This is a genomic window from Pseudomonas sp. NPDC087612 (assembly GCF_044743505.1).
Lineage (GTDB): Bacteria > Pseudomonadota > Gammaproteobacteria > Pseudomonadales > Pseudomonadaceae > Aquipseudomonas.
The window spans coordinates 149,628-162,374 of sequence record NZ_JBIUWO010000009.1; the positions used below are offsets into that span (position 1 = coordinate 149,628).

Genomic DNA, 12,747 nt, shown 5'->3' on the forward strand with positions numbered 1-12,747 from the left:
GTGCCTTACTTGCTGTCGCGGCGCTCGTTGATCCACTTCACCACCTGGGTGGAAAACTCCGCCGGTGCCTTGCGCCCCAGGCGCCGCGACAGGTCGAGGATAGTCTGCTGGGCCAGGGCTTCTTCCATGCGCTTTTGCGCGGTGAGCATCACCGCGTGAATGGCGCAGGTGCCATCGATGGCCCAGGCCGGCGGCGCGCCGTCGAACAGCGTGCAGCGGTCACGCACGTCGCGACAATCAAAGATCGCCTTGTGCCCGTCGATGGCCGTGACGATATCCAGCACGGTGATTTCATCCGCCGGCCGGGCCAGCCGGAAACCACCCCGCACACCCTCGGTGGCCACCACCAGCCTGGCCTTGGCCAGCTTGGTAAAGACCTTGGCCAGGTATTCATGGGGCACCCCCTGCAGCTCGGCCAGGTCACGCACACTGGCTTCACGGCTTTCGCCCAGGTCGTCGACCAGAAACAGCAGGCAGTGCAAGCCGTACTCGACGCCGGCGCTATACAGGGACATGACCATCTCCGACTTGATTTGTCGCCAATACTAGCAGTTCATCCTGACCACCAGCAAATCCAAGGCTTAACGCATAGGCATTAAGAAAATGCTTGCACCATTTAACTGCGACCAATACAGTCGCAGTTATCCGGTGCGGGCAACAACACCCTGCGTCCGGCAAACAACAGCCCTTTTTTCTCGGAGCAGAACATGAAACAGCACATCCTGATCATCGGCGCCGGCTTCGGCGGTATGTGGAGCGCCCTCAGCGCCAGCCGCCTGCTGGACCAGCACGGGCGCAACGATGTCACTGTCAGCGTGCTCGCACCGCAAGCCGAACTGCGCATCCGCCCGCGCTTCTACGAAACCGCTGTGCAGCAGTTGAAAGCGCCGCTGGCCGAGCTGTTTGCCGCGGTGGGGGTGAACTTCATCCAGGGCGCTGTGGACCAGATCGACGTCGCCGAAAAACGCGTCGGCTACCGCGACGGCCAGGGCCGTCCGCAGGTGCTGGGCTACGATCGGCTGGTCATGGCCAGCGGTAGCGGTGTGGTCCGCCCAGCGCTGGCCGGGCTTGAGCAGTACGCCTTCGACGTCGACCAGATCGAATCGGCCAGCCGCCTGGAGCAGCACATCGAAGCCCTAGCCCTGCGGCCTGCATCAAAGGCGCGCAATACCGTGGTAGTGGCCGGCGGCGGCTTCACCGGCATCGAGACCGCCACCGAAATGCCCGCCCGCCTGCGTGCGGTGCTCGGCGAGGATGCCCAGGTGCAGGTGATCATCGTCGATCGCGGCAACAAGATCGGCGCCGCCCTGGGCGAAGGCATCAGCCCGGCAATCATCGAAGCCTGCACGGCGCTGGGGGTGGAGTGGCGCCTGAATGCCTCGGTGGCTGGCGTCGATGCCGACGGCGTGACCCTCTCCGACGGCCAGCGCATCGAGGCCGCCACCGTGGTCTGGACCGTCGGCGTGCGCGCCAGCGCCCTCACCGCACAAGTCCCGGGGCAACGCGATGGCCATGGCCGCCTGCATGTCGATGACAACCTCAAGGTCATTGGCCAAGCGCATGTATTCGCCACCGGTGACGTCGCCTACGCCGCCACCGACGACCTGGGCAACCACGCCTTGATGACCTGCCAGCACGCCATCGCCCTGGGCCGCCACTCGGGCAACAACGTCGCCGCCGACCTGCTTGGCGTCGAGCCGACGCCATACCGCCAGCCCAAGTACGTCACCTGCCTGGACCTGGGGGCCTGGGGCGCGGTGTACACCGAGGGCTGGGAGCGTGAGGTGAAGCTGATCAAGGACGAAGCCAAAGCCCTCAAGCAGCAGATCAACTCGGTGTGGATCTACCCGCCGGCGGCCGATCGGGCGGTTGCCCTTGCGGCGGCCGATCCGCTGATTCCGGTTGTGGCCTGAACGGCTCAGGCGTGTGACAGCAACGGGAACATCAGCCGGGCGTCTTCGATGAATTGACCGGCCTGGCCGAGCACGAACAGGCTGTCATCCGACACCAGCGGCTGCGCCTCGAAGCCGCTGCTATCCAGCGGCGCAAACCCCAGCACCACCCGGGTGGTCTGGGGTGTGCTCAGTTCTGCAATCAGTGCCTGCAGGTCGAGTGCACGCCTTGCGAACACCTCATAGAGCGTCATCACCCCGTCGACGATTTCCATCACCACATAGGCCTGCAGCGCTGGCGAGTAGTGAACGCAGTCTTTGAAAAACGAGGTGCAATAGAACATCGTCTGGTCAGGGTTGCTGCGCATCGCCAGGCGTGCAACGGGCACGGCACTGTCAACCGCGCTGATGAAGCGCTGGCGCTCGAGCAGGTCGTCCATGTCGACCCGGTTGAAGCTGCAAGGCCTGTCCGCTGGGGTTAGCGACGCGCTGTATTCATATTCGAGCACCCGCGCAAAACCGAATTTCGGGTAGTAATCCAGCACCGTGTCGTTGGCAAACAGGTAGATCAGTTCGCACTGGCCCTGCCATCTGTCCAGCACCCGCTCCAGCAACACGCGGCTCAGGCCCTGGCCGCGATACTCCGGTGCGACCATCACCGTGCCCAACTGGATGCCACACCTGGGATCGCCGAGCACATCAAACTGCATCAGGTTGACCGAGATGTTGGCCACGATGCGCCCGTCATGGGCCAACGCCCACGGCTGGTAGCCTTCGCCCCAATAGCCGTCCTGGTACCACTGTTCGAAATCAAATTCGAAGGTCTGGTGGGTCAAGGCGTTGAAGCTGGCGCGCAGCCGGGTATCGTCCTTGAAGTTTTCCAGCAGGCTGAACTGCTGGCCTGCGATCGACAGGTCCATGCGCATTTCTCTTGGTTTTTGTCTGGCCGCCACCCTATTACTGCGGCCAGGAACAATCTGTAGGTAAATTGTAAAGCTGGCCGGACGCGGGTGATTGCACCTTGCCTCTCCGCACAGGTAAGATTGAGAACGATTCACACTCACACCTTCGGGAACGCCAACCGGTGCCAACCTCTTCCACCCGCAAGCTGGGCTTTTTTTTCAGCGACCATCACCGGTGGCTCCTGCAGCATATCCATAAGCGCCTGCGCAACCGCGCCGACGCCGAAGACACCGCCGCCGAGACCTTCTGCCAGATGCTCGCCGCCCAGGTCGACCCGGCCAGCATCCAGCAGCCGCGCGCCTACCTGTCGACCATCGCCCGCCGGCTGATCTTCGACCGCCATCGTCGGCGCCAGCTGGAGCTGGCCTACCTGGAACGCTTGTCGGCGCTGCCCGAGCCCCTGGCGCCCTCCCCCGAAGAGCAACTGCTGCTGATCGAGGCGCTGGTGAGCATCGACCAGGTGCTCGACGGCCTGCCGATGATCGTCAAGGCCACCTTCCTCTACAGCCAGCTCGACGGCATGAGCTACGTCGATATCGCACGCAAGCTCGACATCTCCGAGCGCACGGTCAGCCGCTACATGAAGCAAGCCCTGAGCCAGTGCTACCTCAGCGAGTTGGCGCCATGAGCCAGCGCCGCCTCGAGCCCAGCGCCGAAGCCGCTATCGACTGGATGGTGCGCCTGAGTTCGGGCAACACCGACGCCCAGGTGCACAGCGAGTTCAGCCAGTGGCTGGGCAGCGACCCGGCCCACGCCCAGGCTTGGGCGCGCTTGCAGGAGCGTCTGGGTGGCGCCTGCCAGACCGTGCGCAACTTCGAACGCCGCGCCCCGGGCCAGGCCGGTGAGGCGCGCCAATTGCTGCTGCAAACCAACGGCTCGCGGCGCGAGCTGCTGCGTGCCTTCGTCGGTATCGGTGTGCTCGGCGGCGGCCTGTGGCTGGGCGCGCGCAGTGAGATCGGCCAAGAGCTGCTGGCCGATTTGCGCACCGCCAAGGGCGAGCGCCGCGACTTTACCCTCGCCGATGGCAGCCGCCTGAGCCTGAATGCCGGCAGCGCCGTCGACCTGCAGTTTGATGGCCAGCAGCGTTTGGTGATATTGCGCCGTGGCGAGCTGATCATCCAGGTCGCCGCCGACCCGCTACGGCCGTTACGGGTGCGCAGCGCTCAGGGCGAAATGCGCGCCCTGGGCACGCGCTTTCTGGTCAGCCAGCAAGCCCAGGCCACGCGCCTGGTGGTGCTTGAGCACTCAGTGCGCGCGCGGCTGTTCAACGGCAGCGAGCTGGACGTGCAGGAAGGCCAGGCCGCGCTGCTCGGCGGCGAACGCATCGAAGCCCTGGGCAACGGCGAGCGCCAGCGCGCCGACTGGCTCAGTGGGCGCCTGAACGTGCTGGATGACTCCCTCGAGTCGGTGGTCGAGGCGCTGCGCCCTTACTACCGCGGCTTTGTCCGGGTCGAACCCGAGGTGCGCGGGCTGCGCGTGCAAGGGGTGTTCCCGCTGGATGAACCGCAACGGGCCTTCGCCGCACTGGCTGAAACCCTGCCGCTCACGGTCGATCACTACAGCCCGTGGCTGACGTTGATTGGGGCGAAAACCCCGGCGCAAAAATAATTTATGCAAATCACTCGTATTTGTGTCCGGTTTTCATTTCTCATTGCACCTATCTCCTGACACGCCAACATAATCAGGAGAATTCCGTGCTCAACCCTTGGTCCCACGCCCTTCCTGTCGCCGTGGCCCTGGCCACGCTGGCCAGCGCCGCCCAGGCCCAGGAACAGGCCCTGAGCTTCAACCTGCCCGCCGCCGCCCTGGCCAGCACCGTCAATGCCATCGCCAGCCAGAGCGGGCGCATCGTGTCCCTGGACCCGGCGCTGGTACAAGGCAAGCAGGCACCGGCGATCGTCGGCCGGATGAGCGCCGTGCAGGCCATGCAAAAGGCCCTGGCCGGCAGCGGCCTGCAGTTGCTGGTCACCGAACAGGGCAACTTCAGCGTGCTGCCGAGCATCGACGCCGGCAACGCCCTGGAGCTGGGTGCGACCAATATCAACGGTATCGGCAGCGGTCTGGACCCAGCCACCACCGAGGGCACCGGCTCCTATGCGGCGCGGGCCACGACCATTGGCAAGGGCAGCCATACCCTGCGGGAAATTCCGCAGTCGGTCACGGTCATGACCCGCCAGCAGATGGACGACCAGAACATCGTCGACCTCAAGGACGCGGTCAACCAGACCACCGGCCTGGTCGGCCTGCAAGGCGTGGGCCCGGGCCTGATCATTACCTCGCGCGGTTTTCAGATCGACGACTGGCAATACGACGGCGTGGCGATCCCGCGCAACAACTATTCGCTGGGCAACTGGGCGACCCAGGACCTGATCTTCTTCGACCGCATGGAAGTACTGCGCGGCTCCTCCGGCCTGCTGCAAGGCACCGGCAGCCCGGGCGGCGCCGTCAACCTGGTGCGCAAGCGCGGCCAGGCTGCGCCCACCGTGACCGTCACCGGCAAGGCCGGCAGCTGGGACCACTACGGCCTGCAACTGGACGCCGGCGGCCCGTTGAACGATGCCGGCACCGTGCGCGGGCGCTTCGTTGCCGACGAGGACCAGAGCGATTCGTTCGTCGACTACGAATGGAGCAAGACCCACTCGCTGTACGGCGCGCTGGACTTTGACCTGAACGAGGCCACCACCCTGGGCCTGGCGATCAGCCAGTCCAATGCCGAGTCGCGGCCGATGCTGCGCGGCCTGCCGCGCTATGTCGATGGCAGCGGTCTGGATGTATCGCGCTCGACCTTCACCGGCTCGCGCTGGAACCACCTGGAGATCGACGTCACCACCCTGTACGCCGACCTCGAGCACCGCTTCAACGACGACTGGAAATTCCACGTTGGCGCCATTCGCATGAGCGAGACCAACAAGTCGACCCACCAGCGGGTACAAAGCACCGGCGACGGCATCAACCTTGACGGCAGCGGCCTCACCTATGCCGACTGGATCACCGATTTCGACTCCACCAAGGTCGGTGTCGACATGAACCTGGTGGGCAAGTTCGACGCCTTCAACTTCGAGCAGGAACTGACCCTGGGCGGCAACTACTCGAAACTGACCACCGATGACCGCTTTGCCCGCGCCTTCAATCCCACCAGCGACAGCATCTTCGGTATCGACCATCATCGCCCGGAAATCAGCACCGAAAGCCTGCTGGCACAACGCACCGGGCGGGGCCTGACCGGCGCCTACGACATTCGCCAGAAAGGCCTGTATGGCGCCTGGCGGGTCAAGCTGGCAGAGCCGTTGACCCTGGTACTCGGTTCGCGGGTCAGCTGGTTCGACTACCGCTATGATGCGAGCGACTACTTTGGCGGCACCGGTGTCGTCTCTGTCAACCCGACCAGCACCATGACCGAAAGCGGCGAGGTTACCCCGTACGCCGGCATCATCTACGACCTGAGCCGCGAATGGTCGCTGTATGCCAGCTACACCGACGTCTTCGTACCCCAGACCGAACGTGCAGTCGGCGGCGCGGCGCTCAAGCCGATCATTGGCAGCAACTATGAAATGGGCATCAAGGGCGAACTGCTCGATGGCCGCGTCAACACCTCGCTGGCGGTGTTCCGCTACGACCAGGAAAACCGCGCGATCACCGACGTTGCCTCAGGCTTTGCCTGCGATGACTGGTATTGCTCCACCGCCGCCGGCAAGGTGCGCAGCCAGGGTATCGAGGCCGAAGTCAGCGGCGAAGTGCTCAGCGGCCTGCAGCTGTTTGCCGGCTACACCTACAACACCACCACCTACCTCGACGACCCGGACAACAAGGGCAAGGTGTTCAGCACCTGGACGCCCAAGCACATGTTGCGCATGTGGGGTAACTACCAGCTGCCGGGTGACTGGAGCAAGGCCAGCGCCGGCCTGGGCTTCACCGCGCAAACCCATACCCTGGGCTACGAGCACACCTACGACGTGCCCGGCTACGCCGTGTGGAACGCGCGCCTGGCGTACCAGCTGACGCCGGAAGTGGGCCTGGCGCTGAACGCCAACAACCTGTTCGACAAGCACTACTACATCGCTGCCTACAACCAGCTCAACGGCAACAACAACTTCGGCGACCCGCGCAACTTCACCTTCAGCGTGAAGTACACGCCGCAGTTCTAGGTTGCTAGTGCCTGCCTCATCGCTGGCAAGCCAGCTCCCACAGTGGATCTGTGTACGCCAGACTTGTGGGAGCGGGTCTTGCCCGCGACCGAGCGCGCAGCGGTCGTAATCCAGGCACCATTTGATGTGCTGGCTGTACCGGCCCCATCGCTGGCAAGCCAGCTCCCACAGTGGATCTGTGTACGCCGGACTTGTGGGAGCGGGACTTGCCCGCGATCGAGCGCGCAGCGGTCGTAAAACCAGGCAACGCAGATAGCCGCCGTGACGCTACAACGGCCACTGCGCCAGCGGCCAGTACTGCCCCTTGCGCGACTCGAACAAGCTGAAGTGCCGTGCGCGTAGCACAAATTCTGCCGGCACCAGCGCTTCGGGCTCACTGCCACGGTAGTCGCGGGCCAGTGTCAGGTGCGGGCGGTAGTCCTGTGGGTCCTCGGTAAAACCCAGCGCCAGCATCGCCTGCTGCAGGGCATACGCCAGCTGGCGCAACGCCGCCGGCGTCTGGCTGGGCACCAGCACCAGCGCCTTGGCCGGGCGCCACACCTGCAAACGGTCGAGCACCACTGTCAGGGGTTCGCCCGCCACCTTCACGCCCGCTGCGCCGGCCAGAATCGCCGGTAACTGCGCAGTGCCCGCCGCACCGACGAACATCAACGTCAGGTGAAAGTTCGCCGACGGCACCGGTCGTGCGCTTTTCAGTTCCAGCTCGCTGCGCCAGCGGGCAATCGCCCGGCGCTGTTGCGGTGCGCAATCGAGGGCAAAAAACAGCCGCTTGAACGGCTCACCGGTATCGCCATTGCCTGGGTCCATGCCTCGTCATCCTGTGCGTTTTGGGACTGTTGAGACTCTACCGCCAGTTACGCCATGGCGGCGAGGACTGGAATTCTCACGAACTTATCTGCGTTAGCCACCCGCTGAATCGTTCACGCAAACACTTGCGCCTAGCACTATGGTCGGACACATAACCGGTAACAATTACTACAAACCGTGATCACGATTGTTTATGCTGGCCGGCTTATGCCATGGCGCATCGCCACATCGACAAGTATCCGCCCATGAAAATCTTCTTCGTTTTACTGTTTGTTTTCTCGATTGCCTACGTTCATTTCAGAGGCAAAGTCAGGCACAAAGTCACCCGCCAGTTGGGTGATCACTCAAGCTTCCTGGCCCCGGTCAACGTCTTTCTGTACCTGTTCTCCAAGCTGCCGGCCAAACCGTACCTGCCGGTCGAGTCATTCCCCGAGCTCAAGCCGCTGCAGGACAACTGGCAGGAAATTCGCGCCGAAGCCCAGCAGCTGCTGCACGTCGGCGAAATCAAGAGTTCGCAGAACTACGACGACGTCGGCTTCAACTCGTTCTTTAAAAGCGGCTGGAAGCGCTTCTACCTGAAGTGGTACGGCGAGAGCCACCCTTCGGCAATGAAGCTGTGCCCGCGCACCACCGAGCTGCTGCAGGGCATCGGCACGGTCAAGGCGGCGATGTTCGCCACCCTGCCGCCGGGCTCCAAGCTGGTGCGCCACCGCGACCCCTATGCCGGCTCGTATCGCTATCACCTGGGCCTGGATACGCCCAATGACGACGGCTGCTACATCTGCGTCGATGGCCAGAACTACGCCTGGCGCGATGGTGAAGGGGTGATTTTCGACGAGACCTACATCCACTACGCCTCGAACCAGACCGAGCACAACCGCATCATCCTCTTCTGCGACGTCGAGCGCCCGCTCAAGTACCGCTGGGCCACGGCGTTCAACCGCTGGTTCAGCAAGAACGTGATGGCAGCCGCCGCGGCGCCGAACGATGCCGGCGACAAAACCGGCGGCATCAACCGCCTGTTCACCCGCATCTACAAGATCCGCGAACGCGGCAAGGCCCTGAAAAAACGCAACCGCACCCGCTACTACCTGGAGAAATGGGCAGTGGTGGCGGCCTTGGTGCTGGTGTTCATCTACATCTGATTCAGACCACTGTCGCTGGCAAGCCAGCTCCTTGCAGGAGCGGGCTTGCCCCGCAATGGCTCCCCTGCCAAAGTCCTGCCTTTCCCCGACCATCGACCAACGGCGCCCCGCCGGCAAAAAAACTAGCTTCACTGTTCTAGTTGCCAACCACACCAAGGTGAAGACAATGAGCATGATGGACTGGGATGCCTACCGTAAGCAGTTGATGGCCGGCATCGGCGATCTCAAGCAACTCTCTCCCGACACGGTCAACGGCTACATGACCGCCAGCGGCGCCGGGGCCAAGACCAACCACCTGGATGCCAAGACCCGCGAGCTGATCTCGCTGGCCGTGGCGGTCACCACCCGCTGCGACGGCTGCATCGCCGTGCATTCGGCCCAGGCGGTCAAGCACGGCGCGAGCCGCGAGGAAATCGCCGAAGCCCTGGGCGTGGCCGTGGCCATGAACGCCGGGGCGGCGCTGGTGTACTCGGCGCGGGCACTGGATGCCGTGGGCAAGGTCGGGCAGTAAGGCCGACCCTGAGTGCGCGGCCTGCGCCGCGCCTCACCCACTTCCTGGCGTTTTCGCATAAGCTAGCGGGCGAACCGTTTCCAGGACACCCCATGATCCACATCCGCCCCATGACCGCCGCTGACTTCGAGCTCTTCTGGCCGACCTTCCAGGCCATTGTCAGCGCCCGCGAAACCTACGCCTTCGACCCGGCCATGAGCCAGGAGCAAGCCCGCCAGCTGTGGCTCGACGCACCGCTGCAGACCCTGGTGGCCGAAGAAGATGGCGTGCTGCTCGGTTCCTACTTTCTCAAGGCCAATGCCGCCGGCCCCGGCAACCATGTCAGCAATTGCGGCTACATGGTCTGCGACGCCGCCCGTGGCCGCGGCGTGGCGCGCTTGATGTGCGAACACTCGCAGCGCCTGGCGCGGCAACTGGGTTTCCTGGCCATGCAGTTCAACTCGGTGGTGTCCAGCAACGAGGTGGCGGTGGCCTTGTGGCAGAAGCTCGGCTTTGCCATCGTCGGGCGCTTGCCCAAGGCCTACCGGCATGCGCGCCTGGGGCTGGTGGACAGCCTGGTGATGTACAAGTGGCTTGAGGAGCCGAAGCAGCCAATGCTGATCGGGCGCAAGAACATCGAGGCGGTGGTGTCGCGCAAGCGCGGGCGTTGAGACGTCGCTGTCTGAGCTGGACTCATCGCTGGCAAGCCAGCTCCCACAGCTACGGTGCACACCGAACCCTGTGGGAGCCGGCTTGCCGGCGATGCTGTTGACCTAGAAGCGCCACCCAAAAACTGATCTGTTCAGATACGCAAGCCGTTGACTGCAAAGGTTTTCGGTGTTCAGATGCGCGCCAGTTTCAGGTGTCCTGCGCCGCCGTGCGCAGGGTGAAACGGGAAGCCGGTGCGTCATGTAAATGACTAGTCCGGCGCTGCCCCCGCAACGGTAAGCGAGCGAAGCCTTCGAAACACCACTGTGCCTTGGCATGGGAAGGTGAAGGCCTTCATGACCCTCGCAAGCCCGGAGACCGGCCTGAAGCTTCTGTTTGGCAACCCCGCGGTGGGCGGGCGCAGGCCGGTTGGCGTCCGCCTGCGCGTGCGCCATGCCTCCATGCGTTGTTCCCTCCGGGATTCATTCTTCCTGTTGACTGTGGAACGACATGTCCCGTACTTCCAAGCTTCACACCCTGGCGGCCAATGCCCTGGCCCCCTGCCTGGCCTTCTCTGCGCCAGCTTTCGCCGATGACCCCAGCCCCTCTGCGCTGGCCCTGCCCTCGACGGCCATCACCAGCAGCAGCGACAACCAATCCGTCAGCCTGGCCACCCCGCTGCCCGCCGGCTCGCGCCTGAACCTCAGCGCCATGGACACCCCGGCCAGCACCAGCAGCCTGGGCAGCGAGGCCATCGACGGGCGCAACAACCTCACCGTGCAGGATGCCGTGACGCGCTCGCCGGGCATCACCTCGGTGGCCACCCCGGGCAACGGCAACACGGCGCTGTCGGCCCGTGGCTTCAGTGGCCACGGTTCGGTGATGACCCTGTTCGACGGCGCGCGGATGTACACCGGCGCCGGCACCCAGAGCTTTCCGGTCGACCCGTGGATGATCGAGCGCATCGACGTGATCCGCGGCCCGGCCTCGGTGCTGTATGGCGAAGGCGCCACGGGTGCGGTGATCAACGTGATCCCGAAAAAGCCCTTTGCCGGCGAGATCCGCAACCACCTGCGCCTGGGCTACGGCTCGTACGACCGCCAGCAACTGGGCCTGGACAGCGGCGGTTCGCTGAGCGAGCGGCTGAGCTACCGGATGACCCTCAACCGCCAGCAAAGCAACGGCTGGATCGACCGTGGCGACTCGAAGAACCTGGCCATGAGCGCCGCCCTGCGCTTCGACGCCAGCGACGACCTGAGCTTCACCCTGGCCCACGAGCGCGGCGACGCCGAGCCGATGAACTACTTCGGCACGCCGCTGATCGACGGCCACTACCGCGACAGCCTGAGCAAGAAGAACTACAACCTCAAGGATTCGGCCCAGCACTACCACGACGAGTGGACGCGCTTTAACACCGACTGGAGCATCAGCGACTCGATCAGCGCCAGCAACCAGCTCTACTACCTCAAAAGCCGCCGGCACTGGCGCAACGCCGAGGACTACAGCTGGAACAGCGGCGTTGGCCAGCTTGAGCGTGGCAGCTACCTGGAGATCAAGCACGACCAGGAACAGCTCGGCGATCGCCAGAGCTTCACCTTCGACCACTCGCTGTTTGGCCTGGCCAGCAAGACCGTGGTCGGCGCCGAGTACAACCGCATTCGTTTCGGCATCGACAGCAACTCGCCGTACAACGATATCGGCGGCGATTTCATCGACCCGTGGCAGCCGGCGCCGGGCTACTTACACAGCGCCAGCCCGACCCGCGCGCAAACCGACAGCACCACCCGCACCTTCGCCCTGTTCGCCGAGAACCGCACCCAGTTGTCGGAGCGCTGGTCGCTGGTCACCGGCATTCGTCGCGACCAGAACCACATTGACCGCAACAACCTGGTCAACGACACCCGCAGCGACCGCAGCCTCAATGGCGGTAACTGGCGCGCCGGCCTGGTGTTCGCGGTGAATGAGCAACTGAGCCTGTACGGCCAGTACTCCACCAGCGAGGATGGCGTCAGCGACCTGGTGACCCTGAGCCCGACCCAGCAGCAGTTCGACCTGACCGAAGCCAAGCAGACCGAGTTCGGCCTCAAGCAGCTGTTCTGGGACGGCCGTGGCGAGTGGACCCTGGCGGCCTATCACATCGTCAAGAAGAAGCTGCTGGTCGACAACCCCGACACCCATCAGAAAGAACAGGCCGGCCAGCAGACCTCCGATGGCCTGGAAGCGACCCTGGAACTGGCCCTGGCCAACCAGTGGCATGTTTCGGCCAACGCCTCGGTGGTGCGCGCCAAATACGACGACTTCGACCAGGTAGTGAACGGCCAGAGCGTTTCCCGCGCCGGCAACCGCCCAAGCAACGTGCCACGGCGCACCGCCAACCTGTGGGTCAGCAAGGGCTTTGGCGACGACGTCGATGCCGGCCTGGGCCTGCGTTATGTCGATGAGCGCTATGCCAACACCGCCAACTCCCAGAGCGTGCCGGGCTTTACCGTGGTCGATGCCAACCTGGGCTGGCAGGTGCTGCCGGATGTGCGCCTGGGCTTGCAGTTGAATAACCTGCTGGACCGGCGTTATGCGGCCACCGCGCATAGCGGCGAGCAGTGGTTGATGGGGCAGCCGCGGTCGTATTTTGCGACGCTGGATTACACGTTCTGAGGTGA

Annotated in this window: 11 protein-coding genes and 1 riboswitch; of the genes, 8 read left to right on the forward strand and 3 right to left on the reverse strand. The window is 64.2% G+C overall.

Annotation, left to right across the window (positions count from 1 at the left end):
• Positions 1 to 5: 5 nt before the first annotated feature.
• Complete coding sequence (locus ACIOVF_RS19680; RefSeq protein ID WP_045201334.1) at positions 6 to 515, reverse strand: Rrf2 family transcriptional regulator; 510 nt, start codon at positions 513 to 515, stop codon at positions 6 to 8.
• 192 nt (positions 516 to 707) lie between these two features.
• Between ACIOVF_RS19680 and ACIOVF_RS19685 the strand changes: the two genes are divergently transcribed.
• Positions 708 to 1,913 (forward strand): NAD(P)/FAD-dependent oxidoreductase, encoded by a 1,206-nt coding sequence (locus ACIOVF_RS19685; protein ID WP_401291803.1) that lies wholly within the window; start codon positions 708 to 710, stop codon positions 1,911 to 1,913.
• 5 nt (positions 1,914 to 1,918) lie between these two features.
• Here the strand turns inward: ACIOVF_RS19685 and ACIOVF_RS19690 are convergent, their stop codons facing one another.
• Positions 1,919 to 2,812: a GNAT family N-acetyltransferase gene (locus tag ACIOVF_RS19690; protein ID WP_401291806.1), complete on the reverse strand. Its 894-nt coding sequence runs from the start codon at positions 2,810 to 2,812 to the stop codon at positions 1,919 to 1,921.
• Positions 2,813 to 2,976: 164 nt separating this feature from the next.
• On the opposite strand from ACIOVF_RS19690, the gene ACIOVF_RS19695 reads away from it, so the two are divergent.
• From ACIOVF_RS19695 to ACIOVF_RS19705, 3 genes are all read left to right on the forward strand, one after another.
• Positions 2,977 to 3,483, forward strand: coding sequence for a sigma-70 family RNA polymerase sigma factor (locus tag ACIOVF_RS19695; RefSeq protein WP_045201262.1), 507 nt, complete (start codon positions 2,977 to 2,979; stop codon positions 3,481 to 3,483).
• Entirely contained in the window at positions 3,480 to 4,463 is a 984-nt protein-coding gene (locus ACIOVF_RS19700) for a FecR domain-containing protein (protein WP_401291810.1), read from the forward strand. The genes ACIOVF_RS19695 and ACIOVF_RS19700 overlap by 4 nt, the downstream gene beginning before the upstream one ends.
• Before the next feature lie 86 nt (positions 4,464 to 4,549).
• Entirely contained in the window at positions 4,550 to 7,000 is a 2,451-nt protein-coding gene (locus ACIOVF_RS19705; RefSeq protein WP_045201260.1) for a TonB-dependent receptor, read from the forward strand.
• Positions 7,001 to 7,267: 267 nt separating this feature from the next.
• Here ACIOVF_RS19705 and thpR read toward each other — a convergent pair whose 3' ends face one another.
• Positions 7,268 to 7,807: an RNA 2',3'-cyclic phosphodiesterase gene (gene thpR / locus ACIOVF_RS19710; protein WP_401291814.1), complete on the reverse strand. Its 540-nt coding sequence runs from the start codon at positions 7,805 to 7,807 to the stop codon at positions 7,268 to 7,270.
• Between the two features lie 245 nt (positions 7,808 to 8,052).
• Between thpR and lpxO the strand changes: the two genes are divergently transcribed.
• The 4 genes from lpxO to ACIOVF_RS19730 all read left to right on the forward strand — a co-directional run bounded on the left by lpxO (position 8,053) and on the right by ACIOVF_RS19730 (position 12,742).
• Positions 8,053 to 8,952, forward strand: a complete 900-nt coding sequence (lpxO, locus tag ACIOVF_RS19715) for a lipid A hydroxylase LpxO (protein WP_045201333.1) — start codon at positions 8,053 to 8,055, stop codon at positions 8,950 to 8,952.
• A gap of 166 nt (positions 8,953 to 9,118) precedes the next feature.
• Complete coding sequence (locus ACIOVF_RS19720; RefSeq protein WP_401291817.1) at positions 9,119 to 9,463, forward strand: carboxymuconolactone decarboxylase family protein; 345 nt, start codon at positions 9,119 to 9,121, stop codon at positions 9,461 to 9,463.
• A 92-nt stretch (positions 9,464 to 9,555) separates the two neighbouring features.
• Positions 9,556 to 10,113, forward strand: coding sequence for a GNAT family N-acetyltransferase (locus ACIOVF_RS19725; RefSeq protein WP_401291820.1), 558 nt, complete (start codon positions 9,556 to 9,558; stop codon positions 10,111 to 10,113).
• 172 nt (positions 10,114 to 10,285) lie between these two features.
• Positions 10,286 to 10,492, forward strand: a riboswitch (cobalamin riboswitch).
• A 108-nt stretch (positions 10,493 to 10,600) separates the two neighbouring features.
• Positions 10,601 to 12,742 carry a TonB-dependent receptor gene (locus tag ACIOVF_RS19730; protein ID WP_401291823.1) on the forward strand — a complete coding sequence of 714 codons (2,142 nt, stop codon included), beginning with the start codon at positions 10,601 to 10,603 and terminating at the stop codon, positions 12,740 to 12,742.
• Positions 12,743 to 12,747 lie beyond the last annotated feature (5 nt).

Bases quoted from the DNA above. Each gene is read 5' to 3' on its own strand.
- ACIOVF_RS19680 (WP_045201334.1), bottom strand. From the start codon at position 515: ATGTCCCTGTATAGCGCCGGCGTCGAGTACGGCTTGCACTGCCTGCTG.
- ACIOVF_RS19685 (WP_401291803.1), top strand. From the start codon at position 708: ATGAAACAGCACATCCTGATCATCGGCGCCGGCTTCGGCGGTATGTGG.
- ACIOVF_RS19690 (WP_401291806.1), bottom strand. From the start codon at position 2,812: ATGGACCTGTCGATCGCAGGCCAGCAGTTCAGCCTGCTGGAAAACTTC.
- ACIOVF_RS19700 (WP_401291810.1), top strand. From the start codon at position 3,480: ATGAGCCAGCGCCGCCTCGAGCCCAGCGCCGAAGCCGCTATCGACTGG.
- thpR (WP_401291814.1), bottom strand. From the start codon at position 7,807: ATGGACCCAGGCAATGGCGATACCGGTGAGCCGTTCAAGCGGCTGTTT.
- lpxO (WP_045201333.1), top strand. From the start codon at position 8,053: ATGAAAATCTTCTTCGTTTTACTGTTTGTTTTCTCGATTGCCTACGTT.
- ACIOVF_RS19720 (WP_401291817.1), top strand. From the start codon at position 9,119: ATGAGCATGATGGACTGGGATGCCTACCGTAAGCAGTTGATGGCCGGC.
- ACIOVF_RS19725 (WP_401291820.1), top strand. From the start codon at position 9,556: ATGATCCACATCCGCCCCATGACCGCCGCTGACTTCGAGCTCTTCTGG.
- ACIOVF_RS19730 (WP_401291823.1), top strand. From the start codon at position 10,601: ATGTCCCGTACTTCCAAGCTTCACACCCTGGCGGCCAATGCCCTGGCC.